At 41.3% G+C, this 26,060-nt stretch carries 20 protein-coding genes, 3 rRNA genes, 1 riboswitch and 1 other annotated feature; of the genes, 14 read left to right on the top strand and 9 right to left on the bottom strand.

Going from position 1 to position 26,060, the window contains the following annotated elements; all coding sequences use genetic code 11:
• Positions 1–21 precede the first annotated feature (21 nt).
• From B7E05_RS15525 to B7E05_RS15535, 3 genes are all read left to right on the top strand, one after another.
• A complete protein-coding gene (locus tag B7E05_RS15525; protein WP_080875061.1) occupies positions 22–216 on the top strand; it encodes a hypothetical protein in 195 nt (64 codons plus the stop codon).
• Between the two features lie 635 nt (positions 217–851).
• Positions 852–1,967 carry an IS4 family transposase gene (locus B7E05_RS15530; RefSeq protein WP_080875062.1) on the top strand — a complete coding sequence of 372 codons (1,116 nt, stop codon included), beginning with the start codon at positions 852–854 and terminating at the stop codon, positions 1,965–1,967.
• A gap of 318 nt (positions 1,968–2,285) precedes the next feature.
• The gene (locus B7E05_RS15535) at positions 2,286–3,074 is read left to right on the top strand and encodes a hypothetical protein (protein WP_080875063.1); all 789 of its coding nucleotides are present in this window, start codon (positions 2,286–2,288) and stop codon (positions 3,072–3,074) included.
• Between the two features lie 78 nt (positions 3,075–3,152).
• On the opposite strand, the gene B7E05_RS15540 is transcribed toward B7E05_RS15535, so the two are convergent.
• Positions 3,153–4,304 (bottom strand): N-acetylmuramoyl-L-alanine amidase, encoded by a 1,152-nt coding sequence (locus tag B7E05_RS15540; RefSeq protein ID WP_080875064.1) that lies wholly within the window; start codon positions 4,302–4,304, stop codon positions 3,153–3,155.
• A gap of 28 nt (positions 4,305–4,332) precedes the next feature.
• A complete protein-coding gene (locus tag B7E05_RS15545; RefSeq protein ID WP_080875065.1) occupies positions 4,333–4,905 on the bottom strand; it encodes a sigma-70 family RNA polymerase sigma factor in 573 nt (190 codons plus the stop codon).
• 359 nt (positions 4,906–5,264) lie between these two features.
• On the opposite strand from B7E05_RS15545, the gene B7E05_RS15550 reads away from it, so the two are divergent.
• The 4 genes from B7E05_RS15550 (at position 5,265) to B7E05_RS15565 (ending at position 7,433) form a co-directional block, all read left to right on the top strand.
• The gene (locus B7E05_RS15550; RefSeq protein WP_080875066.1) at positions 5,265–5,495 is read left to right on the top strand and encodes a DUF1659 domain-containing protein; all 231 of its coding nucleotides are present in this window, start codon (positions 5,265–5,267) and stop codon (positions 5,493–5,495) included.
• 35 nt (positions 5,496–5,530) lie between these two features.
• Entirely contained in the window at positions 5,531–5,743 is a 213-nt protein-coding gene (locus B7E05_RS15555) for a DUF2922 domain-containing protein (protein ID WP_080875067.1), read from the top strand.
• Positions 5,744–5,866: 123 nt separating this feature from the next.
• Positions 5,867–6,007: a YvrJ family protein gene (locus B7E05_RS15560; RefSeq protein ID WP_080875068.1), complete on the top strand. Its 141-nt coding sequence runs from the start codon at positions 5,867–5,869 to the stop codon at positions 6,005–6,007.
• Positions 6,008–6,263: 256 nt separating this feature from the next.
• Complete coding sequence (locus B7E05_RS15565; RefSeq protein WP_080875069.1) at positions 6,264–7,433, top strand: dicarboxylate/amino acid:cation symporter; 1,170 nt, start codon at positions 6,264–6,266, stop codon at positions 7,431–7,433.
• Positions 7,434–7,661: 228 nt separating this feature from the next.
• On the opposite strand, the gene rrf is transcribed toward B7E05_RS15565, so the two are convergent.
• The 4 genes from rrf to B7E05_RS15585 all read right to left on the bottom strand — a co-directional run bounded on the left by rrf (position 7,662) and on the right by B7E05_RS15585 (position 13,572).
• A 5S ribosomal RNA gene (gene rrf, locus B7E05_RS15570) occupies positions 7,662–7,777 on the bottom strand.
• Positions 7,778–7,905: 128 nt separating this feature from the next.
• A 23S ribosomal RNA gene (locus tag B7E05_RS15575) occupies positions 7,906–10,827 on the bottom strand.
• Between the two features lie 290 nt (positions 10,828–11,117).
• Positions 11,118–12,682, bottom strand: a 16S ribosomal RNA gene (locus tag B7E05_RS15580).
• Together the 16S, 23S and 5S rRNA genes form the textbook arrangement of a ribosomal RNA operon.
• A gap of 581 nt (positions 12,683–13,263) precedes the next feature.
• Positions 13,264–13,572 carry a rhodanese-like domain-containing protein gene (locus B7E05_RS15585; RefSeq protein ID WP_080875070.1) on the bottom strand — a complete coding sequence of 103 codons (309 nt, stop codon included), beginning with the start codon at positions 13,570–13,572 and terminating at the stop codon, positions 13,264–13,266.
• A 120-nt stretch (positions 13,573–13,692) separates the two neighbouring features.
• On the opposite strand from B7E05_RS15585, the gene B7E05_RS15590 reads away from it, so the two are divergent.
• Positions 13,693–14,457 carry a hypothetical protein gene (locus B7E05_RS15590; protein WP_080875071.1) on the top strand — a complete coding sequence of 255 codons (765 nt, stop codon included), beginning with the start codon at positions 13,693–13,695 and terminating at the stop codon, positions 14,455–14,457.
• A 150-nt stretch (positions 14,458–14,607) separates the two neighbouring features.
• On the opposite strand, the gene leuS is transcribed toward B7E05_RS15590, so the two are convergent.
• Positions 14,608–17,022 carry a leucine--tRNA ligase gene (gene leuS / locus B7E05_RS15595; RefSeq protein ID WP_080875072.1) on the bottom strand — a complete coding sequence of 805 codons (2,415 nt, stop codon included), beginning with the start codon at positions 17,020–17,022 and terminating at the stop codon, positions 14,608–14,610.
• Between the two features lie 109 nt (positions 17,023–17,131).
• Positions 17,132–17,351, bottom strand: a binding site (T-box leader).
• A 216-nt stretch (positions 17,352–17,567) separates the two neighbouring features.
• On the opposite strand from leuS, the gene mnmM reads away from it, so the two are divergent.
• Entirely contained in the window at positions 17,568–18,134 is a 567-nt protein-coding gene (gene mnmM, locus B7E05_RS15600) for a tRNA 5-(aminomethyl)-2-thiouridylate-methyltransferase MnmM (protein ID WP_080875073.1), read from the top strand.
• A gap of 27 nt (positions 18,135–18,161) precedes the next feature.
• On the opposite strand, the gene B7E05_RS15605 is transcribed toward mnmM, so the two are convergent.
• Positions 18,162–18,551 (bottom strand): hypothetical protein, encoded by a 390-nt coding sequence (locus tag B7E05_RS15605; protein ID WP_080875074.1) that lies wholly within the window; start codon positions 18,549–18,551, stop codon positions 18,162–18,164.
• Between the two features lie 495 nt (positions 18,552–19,046).
• On the opposite strand from B7E05_RS15605, the gene B7E05_RS15610 reads away from it, so the two are divergent.
• Entirely contained in the window at positions 19,047–19,574 is a 528-nt protein-coding gene (locus B7E05_RS15610) for a gamma carbonic anhydrase (RefSeq protein ID WP_080875075.1), read from the top strand.
• Positions 19,575–19,622: 48 nt separating this feature from the next.
• Here B7E05_RS15610 and metK read toward each other — a convergent pair whose 3' ends face one another.
• Positions 19,623–20,822 carry a methionine adenosyltransferase gene (gene metK / locus B7E05_RS15615; RefSeq protein ID WP_080875076.1) on the bottom strand — a complete coding sequence of 400 codons (1,200 nt, stop codon included), beginning with the start codon at positions 20,820–20,822 and terminating at the stop codon, positions 19,623–19,625.
• Between the two features lie 479 nt (positions 20,823–21,301).
• Positions 21,302–21,407, bottom strand: a riboswitch (SAM riboswitch).
• 306 nt (positions 21,408–21,713) lie between these two features.
• Between metK and pckA the strand changes: the two genes are divergently transcribed.
• The 4 genes from pckA to B7E05_RS15635 all read left to right on the top strand — a co-directional run bounded on the left by pckA (position 21,714) and on the right by B7E05_RS15635 (position 26,055).
• Entirely contained in the window at positions 21,714–23,300 is a 1,587-nt protein-coding gene (pckA, locus tag B7E05_RS15620) for a phosphoenolpyruvate carboxykinase (ATP) (RefSeq protein WP_080875077.1), read from the top strand.
• Positions 23,301–23,471: 171 nt separating this feature from the next.
• Positions 23,472–24,458, top strand: a complete 987-nt coding sequence (locus B7E05_RS15625) for an ABC transporter substrate-binding protein (protein ID WP_080875078.1) — start codon at positions 23,472–23,474, stop codon at positions 24,456–24,458.
• A 12-nt stretch (positions 24,459–24,470) separates the two neighbouring features.
• Positions 24,471–25,277, top strand: coding sequence for an ABC transporter ATP-binding protein (locus B7E05_RS15630; RefSeq protein ID WP_080875079.1), 807 nt, complete (start codon positions 24,471–24,473; stop codon positions 25,275–25,277).
• Positions 25,264–26,055 carry an ABC transporter permease gene (locus B7E05_RS15635; protein WP_080875080.1) on the top strand — a complete coding sequence of 264 codons (792 nt, stop codon included), beginning with the start codon at positions 25,264–25,266 and terminating at the stop codon, positions 26,053–26,055. Before B7E05_RS15630 ends, B7E05_RS15635 begins: the two co-directional genes overlap by 14 nt.
• The last annotated feature ends 5 nt before the right edge of the window (positions 26,056–26,060 follow it).

Below are 26,060 nucleotides of genomic sequence, written 5' to 3' on the forward strand. Positions count from 1 at the left end.
TATTTGAAGGGACGGGTGAACATGGAAAAAAACGCCATTTGGCTGCCATTGGTTGCCTCTGTCGGTATTGGAGCAGCTACATTTTACTCTATGACCAGTCAGCAGCAAAATGTAGGCCAAGCACTGCAGCAGGCAGCCCCTTTTTTCAGTTCGAAACAAAACGCTGCCTCAGGAAAAAAGGATTCGGAAACATTAGGACCATTTGGAATGAGTTAATAGCTTAGGCTGGGGAAGCATCGGTGATGGTGCTTTCCTTTTTTGTTATCTATAGAAAATGACTTGGAAGTTATGTGATAACAAAAAGAAAAGAAGACATTGCTTTTTATGCTAAATCTCCTTTATATTTTCAACGCTATTAAAACCGGTAAGTTTTAAGATGAGATAGACTTATGCTTTTGTTTTTAACAGAGATTTAAGCATTACGACTTTTAAATTTATTTAAGAAAATAACGAGCATAGTTCCAGTGATAAAAGAGATTAAGACAGTTATATTTAGCCCAGTATAAAAACCTGTTTTTAAGTTAATTAAAATGGCAAATATAGATCCACCTATTAACTCAGCTAAGTTGCAATTAAATTGTAAGCTGAAATTAATATTGTTACAAAGTTTAAACAAATTCGTAATACATAGTATTTATGCAAAAAATAGGTAAATATATAATATATTGACTATATTCTCTTTATTTCTTTAAATAACATTATATATAATCACTAGCGTTGCATTAATTATGTCTAATAATACAAAATAATCCCAATTTTCGGTTTTTACTGTTTAAAGCCATAAAAAAATCCTTTATAATGAATAGGTCAGGTGAATTTCTGTCCAAATCCAATATAAAGGAACACAACTTATGGACAAGAATACACGAAAAACTGCATTTGGTAAATGGATGGCACCAATAAATTTCAAAAAAATTTCGGAACAAGTGACAACTTATAAACAAGATGCCTATACAAAAAAACTGACGACAGAATCCTATTTAAAGGTAATGCTTTATGCACAAGTACATGAAACAGAAGGGCTTCAGGCTCTAAGTGATGCGCTTTTGGATGCTGATTTCCAAAAAGCCAGTGGACTAGAAAGCATTAGCGCTTCCCAGCTTTCACGCAAAAATAATGAAATCAATCCATCTATCCTGGCTACCCTATTTTTAGATCTGGTATACCATATCAAAACCTATGAAAACAAAGCCTTTAAAGGACTTCTTTTAAAGATTATTGATTCCAGTACGCTGCCTCTTAACTTGACCCGTTACAAGTGGGCGAAGTTCCGCAAAACCAAAGCTGGCGTCAAGTTACACTTGCGGCTGGTTTTTATGGGAAAAGATACGGTATATCCGGAAAAAGCTACGATAACACCGGCGAAGGAACATGACCGCAATCAACTGGAAGTGCTCGTGGATGATAAGGAGGCCATGTATGTCTTTGATCGTGGCTATATGGATTATGAACGTTTTGACCGAATGACAGACGATGGATACTTTTTCGTATCCAGACTCAAGAAAAATTCGGTCACTAGGGAGGTTTACGATTTTTCTGTACTCCCTGAATCGGGCGTGCTATCTGACAAGATGGTTTATATTGGATCCACGCAAAAACGCTGTGAAAACGTGTTTCGTCTCCTCGAGGTAATAGATACAAAAGGAAATCGATTACGATTAATTACCAATCGATTTGATTTAGACTCCGAGGAAATAAGCAACATTTATCGGTCACGTTGGGCGATCGAATTATTTTTCAAATGGCTGAAACAGCACGTCAAAATCAAGCATTTTTATGGGACGAGTGAAACAGCTTTACAAAACCAAATCTATCTGGCACTCATCACCTTTTGTTTACATGTACTTATTCAATTAGAAACACAGAGCGATAAGAAACTACTCCGTATTGTCCGCTGGTTAAAAGCAGTTTTATGGAAACCAGCTTATCTATGGCTACGTCGTTTTGAAAAGAAAACCATACCTTGATAAAGAAATAGGAGCGGGTAATCACTGGAATTTTGGCACAAATGTATATATTTTCCAAATGGATAGAATCACCTTTATTAGGTTGTTGATTTTTTGGCGAAAATTACTTAAAGATATTTTACAGAATATTCTTATTATATTTATGCAACGCTAGTGATATATAATATGTTATCGCATTATTAGAATTTATATAAACTTTATATTATGGAAGTATTGTATTTTGCATTTATAGCCTAAAGTGTTTTAAAAATATAGTTTTGAGGGTATTAAATAAAAAGTGGAAAGTATATCTGCCACATTAAAAAAGGAAGGATAAAAATGAATAAAAAACACCACATTATTTTTCGCAGCCTATTAGCGCTGTTACTTACTTTATTTCTGATTGGGTGTTCAGATAATAATGACGAAACAGATAAAGAAGCTAACAACGAAACAAATCATAGTTCATCCAATGAAGATGCTTCACTAGATACTAATGATAATAATGACGATGATGAAACTTCATCTGATAATTCGGATACGGATTCAAAGACAGATTCTGGAGATAATGCTTCTTCCAATGACAGTAATATTGAAGATAACAATGAAAATAATTCAAACTCTGAAGATAATACTTCTTCCAGTGAAACGGAATCGAAAAACAACGATTCTTCTCATGAAGAAGATGCGGTTTCTGAAGAAAATAACTCAAATGAAAGTTCGGGAGATATATTATCAAACTATTCTTCTGAAGAGATTGAATACGCTCGCGTATGGTTACAACTTGGTGAACTACAAGTAGATGATGATTTAGAAGAGTTAAATGTTCGACATATCTCGGCTGGTGAACCTGTTAATAGATTAGATGAAGAAAGCGCTGAGTATCCTGAAGACGTGATAGAATTGCGAGGCGGTAAGTTAATAGACGGCGCTGTGACATATAGCAGCAATGGAGATGGAACAATCAATGTGTACAATGTTCCAGCACGATGGGAAATGGGTAATAATGTAGATAAAGAACTATTGCAGAAAGAATATGAAAAAGCAGTAGAAAACACAGAACTAGTTGAAGTTGGCGAAGAGGAAGATATTAAAGAAACCATTGATGAGGTTATGGTTATTCATTAAATGGAGATTAAAATGTTAAAATCAACAAAAAGGAGCTGCTGCACAATCAGATAACTAATTTGTGCAACAGCTCCTTAATTATTCTAAATCCTGCCTGCGTGTAAACCCAATATAATGACCACTACCATCTTTTAAACGAATCTCATTACGCCAGGAATTATTAACAGTATCCACGATACCGGAAATACTGGAACGTCGTACATTTTCCGTACTGCTGGATGTGGTATATAAACGATTCGCAGTTACTTCGCTGCCTTTGCTTATAGAATTCGATTTTGAGTTATTAGATGAAGATTTACCGTTTATCACATCCATCACGGCTTGATAATTCCTTCCAAGAGACTTTTTACGTGCTTCCCCATTTCCATGCTTTCCTGCTATTGTTTCTTCTACTAATTTAGAAATAGAGTTCCCACTACCAGATGATTTAATATCTGTGGAGGAGCTATTCAGCTGTGTATAAACTTGCTTCCCTGCTAAACCATCTGTGACTAACCCATAATACGATTGAAAACGTGTTACCGCGTCCTCTGTATCATTCCCATAATAACTATCTATACCATGATTTTCAGCACCTTTATTAGGGTAAAATGGCGGCTGATTATTTGCCAGCTTTATTTGCAACTGCTTCACTGGCTCGCCATATTCCCCATTACCTAATGTTTGGCCAGTCCAGTTTCCAGTCACCTTCACCCAATTACTATTGTTATTGTTTTTAGCCGATTTTGATATAGAATGATTGCCAGATGATTGCTCGATCATCTTTTTAAATTGATTCCATGTTACGCCATGCATTCCATCCCTTAATTTTCTAGGACAATGTTTTCCGCTCCACGTATGATGCTGAGTCACATTGGATGATGAAATACCTTCCTCTCTCATAATGTTTTTCACTAAATCAGCCGTATTTTCAATGGCTTTTTTATAGTCACTATCTGCATTGACACAAACCTCTATTTGAATGGAATGAAGGTTTCCATTACCCCTACCGTCCCCTGCGCCCCACAATTGAAAACGATGGTTAAAAGATTGAATCGCAACCTTGTCATCCACTTGCCAATGCCACGCAGCTTCACGAGAATTTCCGTTTGATTGTAAATTGGCATGATTTTGCGCTCCTGCACCATTTGTTGGATTATCTGTTTCATGAATGGTGATATACCGTTTTTTATTATTTTTACCGTACTTAAATGATGTGCCATGAATGAATTGTTCTTTCACTTGTACCACTATAAATCCCCCCTTTTTTTATATTAGGTTATGCGTTTGAACCTTTATCCCAATCTATTTGACGCAGCTTCTTCTTTGCACTTTTCGCCCAACTCTTTACCGCCTCGATGCTCACCTTTTCTCTATCCGCAATTTCCGGATTGGACAGCCCTTCTATAATGGCACAGCGAAACCATATTTTTTGTTTTTCTGTCAACAGTGATGTGAACTCATGGAAATCGCTTTCATTTTTATGATTTACTGTCTCTTGTGGGTCCCCTCCCCCTTGAACTTCTATGGAAACTTTCTTGCCGTTGGCACGGCTATAGTTTCCGGATTTTGTTTCCACATTTTTCTCATAATCTAATTGCTCAAAATACTTTTTTTCCACCATGGATTTCCGAAAAACATCCACTAACCGATTACGAATTTGAAAATTCATATAGGTAGCTAATGGACCTTTATCCGGTTGATAGTTCTCATATGCCCTCCACATCGCAACTAATCCTTCTTGAAAATGCTCCTCTTTTTCCCCATTAATTTGCAGTCTCGCCATTTGATAATATACTCTGCGTTGGTTCTGTTCGATAAAATCTTCTAATTCCCATTTTTTCTTTGTCATGGGTAAACTCCCCTTTCTAATAGATTGTTTTAAATCTAGCAGAATAGAAAAGTTTTGTCATATCGACAAAATGGAATTTTAGAGTGAAAAAAGCGTAATTTCGTCAAGTTTCCCTACGATTTTCACCCTATTTTTCAATTTTAATGTCTTTTACTAAGTTGATTTTTGAATTTTTACTTTTTTATAGAAAAATATCAACAAATTCCGTAAATATTTAAATAAATCGCTTTACAGAGTCCATTTAAAATGCCTATATTCTTTTTTTACATTATTTTTTTAAACAAAATGACATTTATTTTGAAAGTTGCCCCCTTTTAAAGACCGGAAACGACTATAGGGATGAGAGGAGGTGATGAACAATGGCAGTCGCTGAATTAACAGAATCCGTTTTGCAGCTTACGCTAAACGAAGGTACCGATCCAACGTCTGGAGAGGATATCCTGAAGCAAAAACGATTCAACAACGTCAAACCAGAAGCTACTGCTGAACAGCTCTTCCAGATAGCCCACGCATTCGCATCTGTTCAGCAGCATGACCTCTACGCTATCACGCGTCGAGATGCTTCAGACATTTATGATGAAGAAGCTTAATCGTTGAAGCTTGCGAAGAAAGGAGGTGAAAAAACATGCGAAAACTGGAATTGAAGTTTTTAAATGAAGAAGGCCGTATCGTAACTTATACGTTGGATCATCCTGTAGAACCAGTCGATTCGGAAACCGTCCAGGAGGCAATGGATACCATTCTTCAAGAAAATGCACTTTATTCAACAGGCGGTGAACTGACTGAAATACACAGTGCCCGCATTGTGGAACGTATTGTGGAAGACATTGAATTATAATGTTTCTTTCATATAGGACAATGCCGTGAGGAAGCTCTCCTCACGGCATTGTCCTTCATACAAAATGTTATGGAAAACATACTCGCTTGAAATTTGTTTATTCGATCAAAGGTGGTGAATCTTATGGAAGCATGGATTTCTCTTATAACCGATATCGGATTTCCTGCGGCGGTAACCTTCTACTTATTACACCGGGTAGAAGGAAAACTGAATCAGTTAATTGAATCCATTTACGCTATTTCCATTCCTGAGAAGATGAACTAACGATTAAAATAGAAGGGTTTTAACCATTAAAGGTCCGAACAATCATTTAGAATTCTGTAATAGAATTCAGATGCGTTCGGATTTTTTCATTTTATATCATTTATCCTCAACATACTAATCAATAAATCAATACTTTTTTGTACAAAAACTCAATCCCAAATTCCCTTCATATATAATAAAGTCTAGCTATCATCTTAATTTTAAGTTATACTATGTTCGGTATATATTATTTACAAACCAGATTGGAGAGTTTTTTATGAAACGCTTTGGTTTATTATTTCGTATAATTATTGCCATTGCACTCGGTATTATTGTCGGAATAATTGCAAATGATTGGTTCATTCGATTGTTCGCCACGTTTAATGATATATTTGGCGGATTCCTCAGCTTTATCATTCCGCTTATTATCTTAGGATTTATCGCGCCCGGAATCGGTTATATGGGAAAAGGAGCCGGGAAGTTATTATCGATTACTGCGCTGATTGCTTATGTATCAACTATTTGTGCTGGTATCGTTGCATTCATAGCAGCAAGCAATCTTTATCCGACTATCCTGAGCGGACAGTCACTAACTATGTTCGATGATCCCAGCGGTGCCCTGCTCGAAGGATTTTTAGATTTTGAATTACATCCACCTTTTGAAGTAATTACTGCACTCATCCTCGCTTTTGTTTTAGGAATCGGGATGGCAGCTCTCAAGAGTGATGCCTTATTAAATATATTTCATGACTTTCGTTCCATTGTTGAACTCGTGATTAATAAAATGATTATTCCTTTATTGCCATTCCATATCTTTGGAATTTTTGCGAATATGACACACGCAGGTCAAGTTGCTTCTATTTTAAAAGTATTTGCTGTTGTCTTTGTAATGATTATTCTCTTACATATTCTATATTTGATTGTGCAGTACACAATAGCAGGGACATTAAGTAAACAAAATCCTTTCCGGATGTTAAAAACCATGTTACCTGCTTATTTCACAGCACTCGGAACACAGTCTTCTGCTGCGACAATCCCGGTTACGTTAGATCATACTAAAAAAATAAAGGTCAAGGGAAACGTTGCTGATTTCACCATACCTTTACTTGCGAACGTACATTTATCCGGAAGCACCATTACACTTTTAAGTTGTGCAACTGCTGTTTTATTTTTACAAGGAGAGCCGATTGCATTTGGAGATATTTTTCCTTTCCTCCTTGTTTTAGGAGTTACCATGATTGCAGCGCCAGGAGTACCTGGAGGAGCCGTAATGGCATCCATCGGCTTGTTAGAATCTATGTTAGGATTCGGACCGACAATGGTATCATTAATGATTGCACTATACCTTGCTCAAGACAGTTTAGGAACAGCCTGTAACGTGACAGGAGACGGTGCGATTTCAAGTATCACAAATTCTATTAACAATCGATGGGGCATAACCAAATAATAATGAATTAGTCAAGAACGAGAAGTGACGCGAAACGTGAACACTTCTCGTTCTTTTATGAGGATATTTAATAAGTCAATTCTCATATTGCAGATAGACGTAACGAGTGTTTACCGTGTACTCAATATTGTACAACCGTTTTTCATTGTTTCAATTCTTCCTCTACCAAACATATATTTTCGAAACATAAAAAAAGAGCAAAGCATAATGCTTTACTCTTATCAGTGTGCCTGGCAACGTCCTACTCTCGCAGGGGGAAGCCCCCAACTACCATCGGCGCTGAAGAACTTAACTTCTGTGTTCGGCATGAGAACAGGTGTGACCTCTTCGCTATCGCTACCAGACCTACACGATGTAGGTCGTTCGATGTTGTCCACAAGGACGTGGACGGTTTTAATCGAACATCCTTCAATATTTTCAATTAGGATTTGCACCCTGAAAACTAAATAAGAGTAACGTGACAAACAAAAACTTAGATAAGTCCTCAATCGATTAGTATCCGTCAGCTGCACGTGTCGCCACGCTTCCACCTCGGACCTATCAACCTCATCGTCTTTGAGGGATTTTACTCACTTGAAGTGATGGGAAGTTTCATCTTGAGGGGGGCTTCATGCTTAGATGCTTTCAGCACTTATCCTTACCACACGTAGCTACCCAGCTATGCTCCTGGCGGAACAACTGGTACACCAGCGGTGTGTCCATCCCGGTCCTCTCGTACTAAGGACAGCTCCTCTCAAACTTCCGATGCCCACGACGGATAGGGACCGAACTGTCTCACGACGTTCTGAACCCAGCTCGCGTACCGCTTTAATGGGCGAACAGCCCAACCCTTGGGACCGACTACAGCCCCAGGATGCGATGAGCCGACATCGAGGTGCCAAACCTCCCCGTCGATGTGAACTCTTGGGGGAGATAAGCCTGTTATCCCCGGGGTAGCTTTTATCCGTTGAGCGATGGCCCTTCCATGCGGAACCACCGGATCACTAAGCCCGACTTTCGTCCCTGCTCGACTTGTAGGTCTCGCAGTCAAGCTCCCTTCTGCCTTTACACTCTTCGAATGATTTCCAACCATTCTGAGGGAACCTTTGGGCGCCTCCGTTACCTTTTAGGAGGCGACCGCCCCAGTCAAACTGCCCGCCTGACACTGTCTCCGAACCGGATCACGGTCCTGGGTTAGAATGGTCATACAGTTAGGGTGGTATCCCACGGATGCCTCCACGTAAGCTAGCGCTCACGTTTCAAAGGCTCCCACCTATCCTGTACAAACTGCACAAACATTCCATATCAGGCTACAGTAAAGCTCCACGGGGTCTTTCCGTCCTGTCGCGGGTAATGCGCATCTTCACGCATAGTATAATTTCACCGGGTCTCTCGTTGAGACAGTGCCCAAGTCGTTGCACCTTTCGTGCGGGTCGGAACTTACCCGACAAGGAATTTCGCTACCTTAGGACCGTTATAGTTACGGCCGCCGTTTACTGGGGCTTCGATTCAGAGCTTCGCCCGAAAGCTAACTCTTCCTCTTAACCTTCCAGCACCGGGCAGGTGTCAGCCCCTATACTTCGCCTTTCGGCTTCGCAGAGACCTGTGTTTTTGCTAAACAGTCGCTTGGGCCTATTCACTGCGGCTCAGACTCAGCCTGAGCACCCCTTCTCCCGAAGTTACGGGGTCATTTTGCCGAGTTCCTTAACGAGAGTTCTCCCGCTCACCTTAGGATTCTCTCCTCGCCTACCTGTGTCGGTTTGCGGTACGGGCACCTATGATCTAACTAGAGGCTTTTCTTGGCAGTGTGAAATCCGGAACTTCGGTACTTTATTTCCCTCCCCGTCACAGCTCAGAAATGTGTCAGACGGATTTGCCTATCTGACTTCCTCGCATGCTTGGACGCACATCCATCGGTGCGCACTCCTTATCCTCCTGCGTCCCCCCATTGCTCAAACAATCATGAGGTGGTACAGGAATATCAACCTGTTATCCATCGCCTATGCCTGTCGGCCTCGGCTTAGGTCCCGACTAACCCTGAGAGGACGAGCCTTCCTCAGGAAACCTTAGGCTTTCGGTGAAAGAGATTCTCACTCTTTTTTCGCTACTCATACCGGCATTCTCACTTCAAAGCGCTCCACCAGTCCTCACGGTCTGACTTCTCTGCCCTTTGAACGCTCTCCTACCATTGTTCGTAAGAACAATCCGCAGCTTCGGTGATACGTTTAGCCCCGGTACATTTTCGGCGCAGCGTCACTCGACCAGTGAGCTATTACGCACTCTTTCAATGATGGCTGCTTCTAAGCCAACATCCTGGTTGTCTGTGCAACGCCACATCCTTTTCCACTTAACGTATACTTAGGGACCTTAGCTGGCGGTCTGGGCTGTTTCCCTTTCGACTATGAACCTTATCACCCATAGTCTGACTCCCAAGCGGAAGTAACTGGCATTCGGAGTTTGACTGAATTCGGTAACCCGGTAGGGGCCCCTAGTCCAATCAGTGCTCTACCTCCAGTACTCTATTGCTTGAGGCTAGCCCTAAAGCTATTTCGGAGAGAACCAGCTATCTCTGTGTTCGATTGGAATTTCACCGCTACCCACACCTCATCCCCGCATTTTTCAACATACGTGGGTTCGGGCCTCCAGTCAGTGTTACCTGACCTTCACCCTGGACATGGGTAGATCACACAGTTTCGGGTCTACGACCGTATACTCACTCGCCCTGTTCAGACTCGCTTTCGCTGCGGCTCCGTGTCTTCCACTTAACCTTGCATACGATCGTAACTCGCCGGTCCATTCTACAAAAGGTACGCCGTCACCCATAAACGGGCTTCGACTACTTGTAGGCACACGGTTTCAGGTTCTATTTCACTCCCCTCCCGGGGTGCTTTTCACCTTTCCCTCACGGTACTGGTTCACTATCGGTCACTAGGGAGTATTTAGCCTTGGGAGATGGTCCTCCCGGATTCCGACGGAATTCCACGTGTTCCGCCGTACTCAGGATACACTCCGGAGGAAACGCTTTTTCGATTACAGGGCTGTTACCTTCTTTGGCTGACCTTTCCAGGTCGATTCATCTAAAGCATTTCTTTGTAACTCCAATGGAATGTCCTACAACCCCAAGAAGCAAGCTCCTTGGTTTGGGCTCTTTCCGTTTCGCTCGCCGCTACTCAGGAAATCGATGTTTCTTTCTATTCCTCCAGGTACTGAGATGTTTCAGTTCCCCGGGTATGCCTCACCTACCCTATGTATTCAGATAGATGTCCTGTTCCATTACGAACAGTGGGTTTCCCCATTCGGAAATCCTCGGATAATAACATTTACTTACAACTCCCCGAGGCATATCGGTGTTAGTCCCGTCCTTCATCGGCTCCTAGTGCCAAGGCATCCACCGTGCGCCCTTATTCACTTAACTAAAGTTTTTGAATAAGATGGCTGATTACGGAATGTAATCATTTGTGTTGCTATATCCATAGCTTTTTGCCTTATTTCTAAAGTTTGATGTCGTTGTTACTCTTATTTAGTTTTCAAGGTACAAACTTCCACACGGATGTGGTGACTTCTGTATTGTCACAAATGTCTTCGATGGGGCGAGTAATCGCAGTCCCACGGATGTGACGGTTTTAACAGAAGTTCCTTTTGAGAGATTGCTCTCTCAAAACTGAACCAAACAACACAGTACAAAATTCCGTAATATATCCTTAGAAAGGAGGTGATCCAGCCGCACCTTCCGATACGGCTACCTTGTTACGACTTCACCCCAATCATTCGTCCCACCTTCGGCGGCTGGCTCCTAAAAAGGTTACCCCACCGACTTCGGGTGTTACGAACTCTCGTGGTGTGACGGGCGGTGTGTACAAGACCCGGGAACGTATTCACCGCGGCATGCTGATCCGCGATTACTAGCGATTCCGGCTTCATGCAGGCGAGTTGCAGCCTGCAATCCGAACTGAGAACGGTTTTCTGGGATTTGCTAAAACGTCACCGCTTCGCTTCCCTTTGTTCCGTCCATTGTAGCACGTGTGTAGCCCAGGTCATAAGGGGCATGATGATTTGACGTCATCCCCACCTTCCTCCGGTTTGTCACCGGCAGTCACCTTAGAGTGCCCAACTAAATGCTGGCAACTAAGATTAAGGGTTGCGCTCGTTGCGGGACTTAACCCAACATCTCACGACACGAGCTGACGACAACCATGCACCACCTGTCACTTTGTCCCCGAAGGGAAAACTCTATCTCTAGAGCGGTCAAAGGATGTCAAGACCTGGTAAGGTTCTTCGCGTTGCTTCGAATTAAACCACATGCTCCACCGCTTGTGCGGGTCCCCGTCAATTCTTTTGAGTTTCAGCCTTGCGGCCGTACTCCCCAGGCGGAGTGCTTAATGCGTTAACTTCAGCACTAAGGGGCGGAAACCCCCTAACACCTAGCACTCATCGTTTACGGCGTGGACTACCAGGGTATCTAATCCTGTTCGCTCCCCACGCTTTCGCTCCTCAGCGTCAGTTACAGACCAGAGAGTCGCCTTCGCCACTGGTGTTCCTCCACATCTCTACGCATTTCACCGCTACACGTGGAATTCCACTCTCCTCTTCTGCACTCAAGTCCTCCAGTTTCCAATGCACGTTTGCAGTTGAGCTGCAAGATTTCACATCAGACTTAAAAAACCGCCTGCGAGCGCTTTACGCCCAATAATTCCGGACAACGCTTGCCACCTACGTATTACCGCGGCTGCTGGCACGTAGTTAGCCGTGGCTTTCTGGTCGGGTACCGTCAAGGTACGATCAGTTACTATCGTACTTGTTCTTCCCCGACAACAGAGTTTTACGATCCGAAAACCTTCATCACTCACGCGGCGTTGCTCCGTCAGACTTTCGTCCATTGCGGAAGATTCCCTACTGCTGCCTCCCGTAGGAGTCTGGGCCGTGTCTCAGTCCCAGTGTGGCCGATCACCCTCTCAGGTCGGCTACGCATCGTCGCCTTGGTAAGCCATTACCTTACCAACTAGCTAATGCGCCGCAGGCCCATCTGTAAGTGACAGCAAAAGCCGTCTTTTAACTCCTCATCAGGTGATGGGAAGTGTTATCCGGTATTAGCTCGCGTTTCCGCGAGTTATCCCAGTCTTACAGGCAGGTTGCCTACGTGTTACTCACCCGTCCGCCGCTCGTTCCACGAACTTCCCTCCGAAGAGTTCCGTTCGCTTCCCGCGCTCGACTTGCATGTATTAGGCACGCCGCCAGCGTTCGTCCTGAGCCAAGATCAAACTCTCCATAAAAGTGTTTGAAACGTTAGCTTTCAGAAGTCAACTTCTGACTTATTTTTTAAGAAAAACGAGGTTGTCTTTCTTCTTTCGTACTGGTTGTTTTGTTCAGTTTTCAAAGAGCAATTTGTATAACATCGCCTTAAAAAAAGCGACTTTATTAATATACCACATAACCAATATCTCGTCAATAACTTTTTTATTCATTAATTTTTTTAAAAGCCTCAACTCGATATTGGATATTCATTATAGCATTACCGACAAATTAAGTCAACATCTATTCGGCAAATTTCTTTTTACTTCATTAAGAAATAGTCTGAACCGGCATTTCACACTTTGTCCCCTGTTCTATAGATGACAAAACAGTCACTGAAATTACCTGCCAGCAGTATTGTTATGCCTGTATTATTCACTCTTCTGCTATGTCGAATTTTATATAGAGAATACCAATATACAAGTGAACGAAAAGCATTTGAAAAATGAAAGACTACCCTGACAAGCAAAAAGATATTCCGCCGGATTGTTTATTCTCCGGTGGAATATCTTTTTATTACTAATTCCGTTTGCTTTCATCACAAAAACTTTTCATGAATGTGCTATTTAATAATAATTTCTCCTGGCCATTCCAGCATACCGCCGCTCATATTCGCTACGTTAAACCCTTGTTCCTGTAAAAAGGCTGCTGCATTGTAGCTTCTTCTTCCGGAGCGGCAAATCATAATATATTCTTTATCCTTATCTAAATCCGTATAAGCGTCTTGTATTTCTCCTAAAGGAATATGCAGTGCATTTTCAATCATTCCTTGAGCAACTTCTTCATCTTCTCTGACATCAATCAGCTGAATATGATCCTTTTCTTTTATAGAATCTACTTCTTTCGGGGAATATTTCTTCATATCTTCCATTCCCTCTCAACTCCTTTTATTTCATTCTTTCTTATCATAATAAATGGAGAATGCATAGGTTTCAAATTGTTTGTTTAAACTAAGGCAAAATAAATCCCTTTACGAATAGGAGGTGATGCAATGACTTATATCAGTTTATTATTATTGACGCTTTTCTTCGCTCCGGCAGAAACAACAGCGCAAAGTGATGCGCACCTTATCCAAACCTATGAAGAAGATGTCACTGGAGATGGGGAGAAAGAGTTATTAGAGCTGAAAGGAAAATTATTTGCTCCGGATGGTGTGTACTATCAGGACATTTGGGTTGATATTTCAAGTCCTACCTCTGATAAAACATGGCAAATTAACTATGGTGGAGGATACGATCCAGAATTACAATTTGCTGATTTAACACATAACGGCGTAGCGGATATTCTATATCAGAGTCCAACAGGCGGAAGCGGCGGGTTGTATACTTCGCAGTTAAATCAATGGGAAAAAGATGATTTTATCGAACTGCCGCTGCCAACAGAACAGCCGGTAAAAGGAGAGTTCATGGATCATTTCAAAGTATCTGTACAGTTGCTGCCAAAGGAAGACCCCATCATTTTAGATGTCTCCGGACAAAAAGAAGAATATATTCGCTTAAAATTATATGATGATCAGGGAAAACTTTTGGAACCGACTACGCTTATGATTGATCCAGTTGCTTTTTTCGAAGTTACGGAAATAGAAAGTGAACAACAGGAAGGTCTGAAAAGCTTTCAACAAATCAGCGGCGCATACCATGCTGATCAAATTGGAACGGTGGAATCGGTATGGGTTTATGATAAGAAGGACAAATGGATTCTTCTGGATACGACATTACAAACCGATCTCCCTCGTGAAGAGGAACCTTCCAGCTAAAACGAGCTATTATATAAAAACGAAAAGAAACCGGACTAAATCCCGTTCTACTGATAGAACATGGATAAGTCCGGTTTTCTCACTTAAGCAAAGAGGCGTTCACGCAGCAGCACCGCGCTTTCTTGCGTTCCGCGCCATTCATGAACAGTATTAATTAGCTACAACATTAACCAGTTTGTCTGGAACAACAATCACTTTTCGGATCGTTTTCCCTTCTACCCATTTTTTTACACTTTCTTCATTTAAAGCCATTTTTTCAAGTTCCTCTTTTTCTGTACCTACAGGAACACTCAGTTTTGCGCGAACTTTCCCCATCACCTGCAATACAACCTCAACTTCTTCTTGCACAAGTTTCGATTCGTCATAGGCTGGCCAGCCTGCTAAACTGATGGAATCCTCCTTGCCAAGCTTTTGCCAGATTTCTTCACACATATGTGGCGCAACTGGAGAAAGAAGCTTCACAAAACCTTCCGCATAATTTTTAGGAATCGAATCTACTTTATAACATTCATTTACAAATACCATCATTTGGGAGATACCTGTATTAAAATGAAGATTCTCAAAGTCCTCTGTCACCTTCTTGACTGTTTCATGGTACACTTTATCCAACTCTGTTGCCGCATCATCTGTAATTCGGTCTGTTAATGATTGATCATCATTCATATACAATCTCCAAACACGATCTAAGAAACGACGGGAGCCGTCCAAACCGTTTGTGGACCAGGCGACAGAAGCATCCAGCGGCCCCATGAACATTTCATACAAACGCAATGTATCTGCACCATGAGAAGAAATAATATCATCCGGATTAACCACATTTCCTTTTGATTTACTCATCTTCTCGTTACCTTCTCCAAGAATCATTCCTTGGTTATATAATCTCTGGAAAGGTTCTTTTGTAGAAACCACACCGATATCATAAAGGAATTTATGCCAGAAGCGTGCATACAGCAGATGAAGCACAGCGTGTTCTGCTCCTCCGATATAAATGTCAATCGGGAACCATTCTTTCAATGCTTCCGGATCAGCAAGCTGTTCCGCATTATGCGGATCCACATAACGCAGGAAGTACCAGCAGCTGCCGGCCCATTGCGGCATCGTATTCGTTTCTCTTCGGCCTTTCATTCCTGTTTCCAGATCGACCACACTTACCCATGCTTCGTTGTTAGCAAGCGGAGATTCTCCTGTTCCAGATGGTTTAATCTCTGTCATTTCCGGAAGTTCCAGTGGAAGCTCTTCTTCCGGAACAGTTGACATGCTGCCGTCTTCCCAGTGAATAATCGGAATCGGTTCTCCCCAATAGCGCTGTCTTGCAAAAAGCCAGTCACGCAAACGGTACGTAATTTTCTTTGTGCCTTTTTTGTTTTCTTCCAGCCATGCAATCATTTTCGAAATAGCTTCATCCTGATCCAGACCATTCAGGAATTCCGAATTAACGTGCGGACCGTCTCCTACATAAGCTTCCTCTTCTATATTCCCGCCAGCGACAACTTCTTTAATTGGCAGTTCAAATACGCTGGCAAATTCATAGTCACGCTCATCGTGGGCAGGTACGGCCATGATTGCTCCGCTTCCATAGCTCATCAATACATAGTCCGCTACCCAAATTGGCATTTTTTCACCATTAGCAGGGTTGATCGCATAAGCTCCTGTAAATACGCCTGTTTTTTCTTTAGCAAGGTCAGTACGCTCTAAATCTGATTTTGTTTGTATTTCATGCAAATATTTTTCCACAGCTGCTTTTTGCTCTGCCGTTGTAATCTTTTCCACAAATTCATGTTCTGGCGCCATCACGGCATACGTTGCCCCGAACAAAGTATCTGGACGTGTTGTAAATACGGTGAATGTTTCCTCATGTCCTTCAATGGAAAAAGTCACCTCAGCACCTTCCGAACGTCCAATCCAATTACGTTGCATTTCTTTTAAGCTCTCCGGCCAATCCAGATCTTCCAAATCAGAAAGCAGCCGATCAGCGTATGCTGTTATTTTAAGCATCCATTGTTTCATCGGTTTACGAACAACCGGATGTCCGCCGCGTTCACTTTTTCCATCAATGACTTCTTCATTTGCCAAAACGGTTCCGAGAGCTGGACACCAGTTAACAGCCACTTCATCCATATAAGCCAAATCATTTTCATACAGTTTTTTAAAAATCCATTGTGTCCACTTATAGTAATCAGGATCTGTAGTGTTTACTTCTCTATCCCAATCATAAGAAAAACCGAGCTCTTTAATCTGCCTTTTAAAGATTTGGATATTTGCTTCTGTAAATTCCTTGGGACTATTCCCTGTATCAATAGCATATTGCTCCGCCGGGAGCCCAAAAGCATCCCAGCCCATTGGATGCATGACCTCATATCCTTGCATTCTTTTCATTCTCGCTAAAATATCTGTCGCTGTATAACCTTCCGGATGTCCAACATGCAAACCTTGACCGGACGGATAAGGAAACATATCCAGCGCATAAAATTTTTCTTTATTGGAAAATGTATTTGTTTTAAATGTGTGATTATGATCCCAATACTTTTGCCATTTTTTCTCGATTTCCTGATGTGGAAAACTCATCGTCTTTCTTCCTCCTTCAACACTCTTGTATCATTCCATCTCTAGATGAAATTAACATTTATATCCTAAAATTACTAAAAACAGGTATAAAAAAAGCCACTCATCCCAAGAAAGGGACGAGAAGCTGTGATTATTCCCGCGGTACCACCCAAATTAACGCTTAAAGCGTTCGCTTGACATCGATAACGTGGATGAAACGGCAGCAACTACTTTTTCATTGCCGCAACCTAAAAAGGTGAGTTCATACGCCTATCAGTAGCAGTTCACACCACCCACTGCTTCTCTAAAACTGACACAACCTATTACTATTCCTTTTTCATCGTTTTTTCATTTTATCATAGATATTGGAATTATAATGAAATAAACATACCCTGTCAAGTTGACCTAAATGAATCCTACCCTTAGTATACACATATTTTTTCAATTGGAAACAGGATATTAGAGAAAATTTCATACCATCCTATCATCCGTAGTAAACATGAGCGTGTTTTTCTTGTTATAATTAGAAATACATTTTTCAATATCATACATAAGGAGACAACAACATGTTACTAAACGTTTTAACTTGTGCGCACTCTCTATTAAAGGAGAGCCTTCAAGAAGGAGATATTGCCATTGACGCCACCTGCGGGAATGGGCATGACACATTATTTTTGAGCCAGGCTGTAGGCAACTCTGGGAAAGTGTATGGATTTGATATCCAAGCGCAAGCTATCCAAAAAACAAACGAGAAATTACAGGAAAATGACTGTCACAATGTATCCCTGATTCAGGACAGCCACGAAAAGATATCTACCTATATGAAAGAAGTTATTTTGGGCGGAGCTATTTTCAATCTCGGTTATTTACCTCAAAGTGATAAGTCTATTATCACCAAAGCCCCTTCCACTATAACTGCTATCCAGGCTATATTAGAAAAACTAAAACCAAACGGACGGCTGATCTTAGTCATTTATTATGGTCATCCGGGAGGCGAGGAAGAAAAAGAAGCGATTCTTGCTTACACGTCACAATTGGATCAAAAAGAATACCAGGTGCTCAGGTACCAATTTATCAATCAGCAAAACCAGGCTCCATTTTTAATTGCCATCGAAAAAAAGAAACGTTCCTGAATTTGGACAGGACGTTTCTTATATTTGTTACGTAATCCCCAAGAATAATAACCGAAAAAATAAATTCAGGAAATGCCCGGCTGTCATGATAACAAATATAATAAGTGAAATCATGAGTACGCGGGATCGTAATGTCTTATATTTTTTTGGATAAGGAACCCAAATATACGCTGATACAATCATGAGTGGAACCGAATAGAAGTAGCCAAATACATAAACCCATTGACGCAGTGCAGAAAGATCGCCCAGTTCTGGACTTTGCAAATCATTCAACTGATTCATATATCCAGTCACAAAAATAATGGTTAGAAGCACAAAATAACCAAACGTTGTCAGACGCAGCCATTTTTGCTCATCACTTATCAGTATATAGACACCGATAAAAAATAAAATCCCTATTACCATTTGAATCAACATAAAAGTACAACCCCATTTTTAACGATAAATCAGTTTTCTTCATTACATGCAAAACTTCATTTTTTTAACATGCTCTCTATATAAAAGTTCGCTTGTATGTATAGGTGGGTTCATCATCCATCTATTAAAACAGATTTATACCACTGCTTATTCCAGAAATGACTGGAACAACTGTTACTCCTCCTACTTCATTTAAGAATATAGAATCACTTCAAATAGCATGTATCTATTTATATTTTGCTATCAGGAAGCAACTAGCTTATTTATTCTACCATAAAAAGATGTACACCTGTAGAGGTTAAAAAGAAATAAATATACATTCAAACTTATTATTCACCTTGAAAGACGAGTTAGAATAATTGCCTAGGGAATAACAACTTTTTTTAATATCGCTGCTCTAAACCAGAATGAAATCATCTAGTACGTATCCGTCTTTTCGAATTCTGCTTCCTTTGCTATACTTTAATTATTACAACTTTATTGGAGGAATACGGAATGATTGAACCTTATAAAGGAAATACCCCATCCATTTCTGCTTCTGCATTCATTGCTAAAAATGCTGTTATTAACGGGGATGTAACGATTGAAGAAGAAGCAAGTATCTGGTTTCACACAGTGATACGCGGCGATGTTGCTCCTACAAAAATCGGCAAACGCACCAATGTACAGGACCTTTCCATGTTACATCAAAGCCCTGATATGCCGTTAATCCTTGAAGATGATGTAACCGTCGGACATCAGGTCACGCTGCATTCCGCAACCATACGTCATCACGCACTTATTGGCATGGGTTCTATTATCTTAGATGGTGCAGAAGTCGGAGAGCATGCCTTTGTCGGCGCCGGCAGCCTTGTACCTCCAGGGAAGAAAGTACCGCCGAGAACATTGGTTATGGGGAGACCGGCTAAAGTAGTACGTGAATTGACAGATAAGGATTTTCAGGAAATGGAACGCATCCGTACATCCTATGTGGACAAAGGGCAATATTATTTAAAGGAAACAACAATGGGAATGGATAAATAACACGATAAGAAAAACGTCAGACATCTACAGAGATACCTGACGTTTTTCTTATTGTGCAGTTAGTGCTTTTAGTTCTTCCACTTTATCTGTTTTTTCCCATGGAAATGTAATATCCGTGCGTCCAAAATGACCGTAAGCAGCTGTATTTTGGAAAATAGGTCTTCTTAAATCAAGCATCAGGATAATTCCAGCCGGACGTAAATCAAATAACTCCCGCACTGCTTCGACTAATTTTTCCTCGCTGACCTCTCCTGTACCGAATGTATTAATAGAAATAGAGACCGGTTGCGCCACACCAATCGCATATGCTAATTGCACTTCACATGAATCAGCCAGGCCTGCTGCGACAATATTTTTGGCAACATAACGAGAAGCATACGCAGCAGAACGATCCACTTTCGTTGCATCTTTCCCGCTGAAAGCACCGCCGCCGTGTCGTGCATAGCCTCCATACGTGTCCACAATAATTTTTCTTCCTGTCAGACCGACGTCTCCTTGTGGACCACCCAAGACAAAACGTCCCGTCGGATTAATAAAGTATTTGGTTTTATCATCCAGTAATTCACTCGGTACAACCGCTTCTACAACATGTTTGATAATATCCGCTTCAATTTGTTCATTTGTAATATCTTGATGATGCTGTGCGGAAACCACTATCGTATCTACACGCAGCGGCTGATTATTTTCATCATATTCAACAGTTACCTGTGTTTTACCATCCGGACGAAGATAGCCAACAATCTCTTGTTTTCGGACATCTGCTAATCTTTTCGATAAACGGTGAGCTAAAGCAATCGGCAACGGCATAAGTTCATCCGTCTCATTGCATGCATAGCCAAACATTAATCCCTGGTCTCCAGCTCCGATTGCTTCAATTTCTTCTTCGCTCTCCTGCCCTTGTCTTGCTTCCAGCGCAACATCCACGCCCCCGGCAATATCCGGAGACTGTTCATCGATGGCAGTTAAAACAGCACAGGTTTCTGAGTCAAAACCATATTTTGCTCGTGTATAGCCTATCCCCTTTACCGTTTCACGGACAATGGCGGGAATATCTACATATGTACTTGTAGAAATCTCTCCAGCAACTAAAACAATTCCTGTTGTAACAGTCGTTTCACATGCTACTCTGGCATTCGGATCCTTTGAGAGAATATTGTCCAGAATCGCATCTGAAATTTGGTCAGACATCTTGTCCGGATGCCCTTCCGTAACTGACTCAGAAGTAAATAAACGACGATTTGCAGCCATAAGGCTAACTCCCCTTTTCCTTATATATTACGGAACTCTGCTTCAAGATGAAGTTCAACGTAAACGTATCATTCCACCCAATGGGCTTTCCTTTTTTAAACAAACTTTTAAGCGATTATCTGAAAAAATCTCCTTAAAGTGTGTGTTCAAAAAGTCCGATAAATAGGGCCAAGTCGGCTAAGTTCGCGACGTCCGTGTCGCTACGCCGACACTAGCACGTCGTGTGCGTCGAAAGTTCAAGGCGACGAGATTTTTTCGAACGGAGCGTATGCTTTATAATACGTGAGTATCGAAAAAATCTCGTCAACGCACTTTCGCAGGATGCGGTGGCTTCTGCGTTGCCCACACGACGTGGGCGTACTTAGTAGAAGTTCCTTTTCCTGCCGTGTCATTTTTATTGGACTTTTTGAACTTTCCCTTAAAAACAAAAAAACCTCTCCTACAAAATACATGAGGAAAGGAAAATTATCGGCCTTTCGCTCTTATTGTTCAAGGAATCATCCTTGCATCAGGTTAGCACCTTTCACTTTGAGTGAGGTTGCCGGGCTTCATCGGGTCTGTCCCTCCGCCATCTCTGAATAAGAGTATCCGTTCAATAATTAGATTAACGAAACAAGCTGCTGGTGTCAAGTTAATTGTTATTTGTAGTATGGAAAATTCCAAATAAAATCCTTCCAATAAAATCACGTCTTAACCCCTGTACAGCGGTTTTAAAAAGCCCTTGCAACAAATAACTTAAAAACGAAATAAAGCTCCAAACAGCAGTTTGTAGCACAAAAAATAATTTTTCATAAATTAGTATGGACTATTCTGTTTAATGTGTTATACTAATAAACATAATTTCAAGGATAAAACCATTTTACACTATAAGAAGGAGTGAATCATTGTTTTATGAAAATATTGCGGAGAAGTCTTTTGGAGGAGTTCACTTCAACAAATATTTACAGCAACTATTCTGTTGGCCAGCTTATCGAAAAAATTATCCATCGGGATGAAGCACAATTAACATCAACCGGCGCTGTCCGTGCTACTACCGGTAAATACACAGGCCGTTCACCGAAGGATAAGTTTATTGTAAAAGATGCTTTATCAGCAGATAAGGTAGATTGGGGAAATGTTAACCAGCCCATTGAAGAAAACGTATTCAACCAGCTGCTTGACAAAGTAATTGCCTATTTAGATACCAAAGAAGAGATTTTTCATCTTCAAGCCTACGCTGGCGCAGATGAAAAATATAAGCTGCCTATTCAAGTTATTAACGAGTATGCTTGGCATAATTTATTTGCAAGACAATTATTTATTCCGGCTGAAAAAGAAATGGAACCATTACACGAAGCAGATTTTACGGTTATCTCTGCTCCCGGTTTTAAAGCAGACCCAGAAGTGGACGGCACAAATTCAGAAGCATTTGTTTTCATTTCTTTTGAACAACGCATTGTGCTTATTGGAGGTACGGAGTATGCTGGAGAGATTAAAAAATCCATCTTCTCTATAACCAACTTCCTGCTCCCGGAACAGAATGTCCTGTCCATGCATTGTTCTTCCAATGTTGGAGAAGAAGGCGATGTCGCTTTATTCTTCGGTTTATCCGGAACTGGGAAAACGACACTATCAGCAGATGTGGATAGACAATTAATCGGGGATGATGAGCATGGCTGGAGCGAAGATGGCGTATTCAATATTGAGGGCGGCTGTTATGCGAAATGCATCAACTTATCTGCCGAAAAAGAGCCGCAAATTTTTGACGCTATCCGTTATGGATCTGTTCTAGAAAATGTGGCATTGAATGAAGATACACGCGTACCGGATTATGACGATACGTCGTTAACAGAAAATACACGCGCTGCTTATCCATTAGCAAATATCGATAACAGCTTAGAACCAAGTGTAGCCGGTCATCCAAACACGATTATCTTTTTGACAGCGGATGCTTCCGGTACATTGCCGCCAATCAGTAAATTGTCAAAAGAGCAGGCCATGTATCACTTTTTAAGCGGATACACAAGTAAACTGGCTGGTACAGAACGTGGTGTAACACAGCCTGTCGCAACATTTTCAGCGTGCTTTGGTTCTCCTTTCTTACCGTTAAATCCGTCAGTATACGCAGAAATGCTTGGTGAAAAAATTGATACATTTGATGTGAATGTATTTCTTATTAACACAGGCTGGACTGGCGGCGCCTATGGGGTCGGAAGCAGAATGAAACTTTCTTATACCCGTGCAATGGTTCACTCCGCTTTGATCGGTGAATTGAATGATGTGGAAACAACGACGGATGACATTTTCGGATTGGCAATCCCTACATCCATCCCCGGCGTTCCTGATGAAGTGCTCGTCCCGAAAAATGCTTGGGGCGATAAAGAAAGCTATGAATCAGAAGCTAAAAAATTAGCCGGTAAATTCCATATGAATTTTGAGAAATTCACGGAAGCCAGTGAAGCCATTCGCCAAGCTGGACCAGTGTACCGTCCGGAATAAAATCATATGCTTTACTCCTTAAGGATAAACTCATCATTTTTGAGTTTATCCTTTTTTATATGCCACATGCACATAACCCCCTCTCTTTTTCTAGGCATTCACACAATCACTCTCCTGCACATATATTTATAAAAGATATTCAAGAACAGTATTTGAGAAAGGAAGATTAGCATGAGAAAGCTTTCCTGTGTCATTTTACTCATTAGTTCACTGCTTCTCATCAGTGCCTGTGGTCAAAATAAAGTGACTCAAATAGATCTTGCAGAAGTCACTCGTTCTATTTTTTACGCACCGCAATATGTTGCTTTAGAAAAAGGTTTCTTTGAAGAAGAAGGGCTCGAAGTGAATTTACAGACCACATGGGGTGGAGATACGACCATGACCACACTGTTATCCGACAGCGCAGATATCGCCCTGGTCGGTTCCGAAACGTCCATCTATGTTTATGCCCAGGACTCCCGGGATTACGCTGTCAATTTTGCACAGTTAACGCAAACGGACGGTACCTTTTTAGTAGCCAAAGAAACGGATGAAGACTTTGAATGGAATGATTTACGTGATAGTGAATTTCTCGGTCAGCGTGTTGGCGGGATGCCGCAGATGGTCGGGGAATATGTGCTAAAACAGCATGATATTGATCCGCATCAAGATTTAAATCTCGTTCAGAATATTGATTTTGCGAACATACCAGGTGCTTTTGCCAGCGGGGATTATCAATATGTCCAGCTATTTGAACCGACAGCCAGCATTTTTGAAGCAAATGGCCAAGGAGAGATTGTTGCCTCTTTCGGAGAAGAATCCGGCAAAGTACCATACACGGTCTTCATGGCAAAGCAAAGTTTCCTCGATGAAGAAGAAGAAACGGTTGCAGCATTTACCAGAGCTATTTATAAAGCACAGCAATGGGTAGAGGAAACAGATTCCTTAGAAATTGCTAAAGTCGTAGAACCGTATTTTGAAGATACAGATGTCGAAATGCTTGCCAATGCGATTGACCGCTATAAACAGCAAGGATCCTTTGCAACCTCCCCAGTACTGGAAGAAGAAGCATGGGAAAATCTAAAAGATATTATGGATGAAGCCGGCGAACTCCCTGGAGATGCCCCTTATGAAGAATTGGTCAATACCGAATACGCTGAGCAGATTATCGGGGAATAAAGGAGGGGAATCATGTCTTATCTTACGTTAGACGGCGTATCGCATTATTACTTTTCCAAGAAGCAGTATACGGAAGCATTACACCATATTTCTTTCTCTGTACAAAAAAATGAATTTGTTTCTTTACTTGGACCAAGCGGCTGCGGAAAATCAACGTTGCTTTCGCTTATCTCCGGAATGCTTCAGCCGGCAGAAGGTAATATTCTAATAAAAGGAGAAAAAATGGAGATCAGTGAGGTAGAAATCGGTTATATGCTGCAGCAGGATTATCTATTCCCTTGGAAAAGCATTATTGATAATGTACTGATTGGACCGAAAGTCAGGAAAAAGCAAGCAGCGAACATCAAGCAGCACGCTATTGCATTGCTGGAAGAGGTTGGTTTAGAGAATGTTGCTGATAAGTATCCAGGGGAATTATCGGGTGGAATGCGGCAGCGTGCAGCATTAATCAGAACACTCATTACCGAGCCGGAAATTCTTTTATTGGATGAACCATTTTCCGCCTTGGATTTTCAGACAAAATTAAAATTGGAGGTATTAGTATCTGATTTACTGAAAGCTTATCAAAAAACAGCAGTACTGGTAACGCATGATATTGGAGAAGCCATCTCGATGAGTGACCGGATTATTCTGATGTCCTCTCATCCAGGTGCTATCCAAAAGATTTATGATGTGCCTGTAGAATTACGCGATGAATCACCTTTTCTTGCAAGAAAGCATCCAAAATACAGTCGTCTCTTTGATAAAATCTGGGCAGACTTGGATCAGGAAAAACACAGCATGATCCCTCAAGAGGAGGATGCTTATGAACGGTCCTAAGTTATTTGCCATCTATCAGCAAAAATTAAAAAGAGAAGCAAAGATCGTTCTGACCTGGCAGTTATCTATTCTGATTCTGTTTTTTACACTGTGGGAGGTTGCAAGCAGATTTTATTGGATAGACCCGCTGCTGTTCAGTTCTCCCAGCCGTGTCTTCGCGTCTATATGGAGCAGAATTCTGGAAGGCTCCTTACTCGGTCATATCCAAATTACGCTGTTTGAAACCATCCTTGGCTTTTTGATTGGCACCATCGCCGGGATTATCATCGCTTCCTTACTCTGGAGCTTCCATCGTTTTGCAAAAGTCATGGACCCTTATCTCGTGGTTTTTAATGCCATGCCCAAAGTGGCTCTCGGACCTATACTTATCGTAGCTCTCGGGCCCGGTTATTTATCGATTATTGCGATGGGTTTTATTATCTCTGTGATTGTGACAACGCTTGTTGTATTTGCATCCTTTAACGAAGTCGACCAGAATTATTTAAAAGTACTGCAAAGTTTCGATGCATCCAAGTGGCAATGCTTTAAAGAAGCTGTCTTTCCAGCCTCGTTACCAGCGATTATTTCCACTTTAAAGGTGAATGTCGGGCTTTCCTGGGTAGGCGTTATTGTCGGAGAATATTTAGTTTCCAAGCAAGGGTTGGGTTATTTAATTATTTACGGCTTCCAAGTATTTGATTTCACACTTGTGATGTCGAGTCTGGTAATCATTGCTATCTTGGCAGCGATTATGTATAAAACGGTAGAAAAAATTGAAAAGATGTTAATACGTAAATAGCAGAC

It is taken from the genome of Oceanobacillus timonensis (assembly GCF_900166635.1).
GTDB lineage: Bacteria > Bacillota > Bacilli > Bacillales > Amphibacillaceae > Oceanobacillus > Oceanobacillus timonensis.

Coding starts and splice junctions, on each gene's coding strand:
- B7E05_RS15585 (WP_080875070.1), bottom strand. CDS start 13,572: ATGGAAGATATGAAGAAATATTCCCCGAAAGAAGTAGATTCTATAAAA.
- B7E05_RS15550 (WP_080875066.1), top strand. CDS start 5,265: ATGGCAGTCGCTGAATTAACAGAATCCGTTTTGCAGCTTACGCTAAAC.
- B7E05_RS15610 (WP_080875075.1), top strand. CDS start 19,047: ATGATTGAACCTTATAAAGGAAATACCCCATCCATTTCTGCTTCTGCA.
- B7E05_RS15625 (WP_080875078.1), top strand. CDS start 23,472: ATGAGAAAGCTTTCCTGTGTCATTTTACTCATTAGTTCACTGCTTCTC.
- B7E05_RS15590 (WP_080875071.1), top strand. CDS start 13,693: ATGACTTATATCAGTTTATTATTATTGACGCTTTTCTTCGCTCCGGCA.
- B7E05_RS15565 (WP_080875069.1), top strand. CDS start 6,264: ATGAAACGCTTTGGTTTATTATTTCGTATAATTATTGCCATTGCACTC.
- B7E05_RS15545 (WP_080875065.1), bottom strand. CDS start 4,905: ATGACAAAGAAAAAATGGGAATTAGAAGATTTTATCGAACAGAACCAA.
- B7E05_RS15630 (WP_080875079.1), top strand. CDS start 24,471: ATGTCTTATCTTACGTTAGACGGCGTATCGCATTATTACTTTTCCAAG.
- B7E05_RS15560 (WP_080875068.1), top strand. CDS start 5,867: ATGGAAGCATGGATTTCTCTTATAACCGATATCGGATTTCCTGCGGCG.
- metK (WP_080875076.1), bottom strand. CDS start 20,822: ATGGCTGCAAATCGTCGTTTATTTACTTCTGAGTCAGTTACGGAAGGG.
- B7E05_RS15605 (WP_080875074.1), bottom strand. CDS start 18,551: ATGTTGATTCAAATGGTAATAGGGATTTTATTTTTTATCGGTGTCTAT.
- B7E05_RS15535 (WP_080875063.1), top strand. CDS start 2,286: ATGAATAAAAAACACCACATTATTTTTCGCAGCCTATTAGCGCTGTTA.
- B7E05_RS15525 (WP_080875061.1), top strand. CDS start 22: ATGGAAAAAAACGCCATTTGGCTGCCATTGGTTGCCTCTGTCGGTATT.
- mnmM (WP_080875073.1), top strand. CDS start 17,568: ATGTTACTAAACGTTTTAACTTGTGCGCACTCTCTATTAAAGGAGAGC.
- pckA (WP_080875077.1), top strand. CDS start 21,714: ATGAAAATATTGCGGAGAAGTCTTTTGGAGGAGTTCACTTCAACAAAT.
- B7E05_RS15555 (WP_080875067.1), top strand. CDS start 5,531: ATGCGAAAACTGGAATTGAAGTTTTTAAATGAAGAAGGCCGTATCGTA.
- B7E05_RS15635 (WP_080875080.1), top strand. CDS start 25,264: ATGAACGGTCCTAAGTTATTTGCCATCTATCAGCAAAAATTAAAAAGA.
- leuS (WP_080875072.1), bottom strand. CDS start 17,022: ATGAGTTTTCCACATCAGGAAATCGAGAAAAAATGGCAAAAGTATTGG.
- B7E05_RS15530 (WP_080875062.1), top strand. CDS start 852: ATGGACAAGAATACACGAAAAACTGCATTTGGTAAATGGATGGCACCA.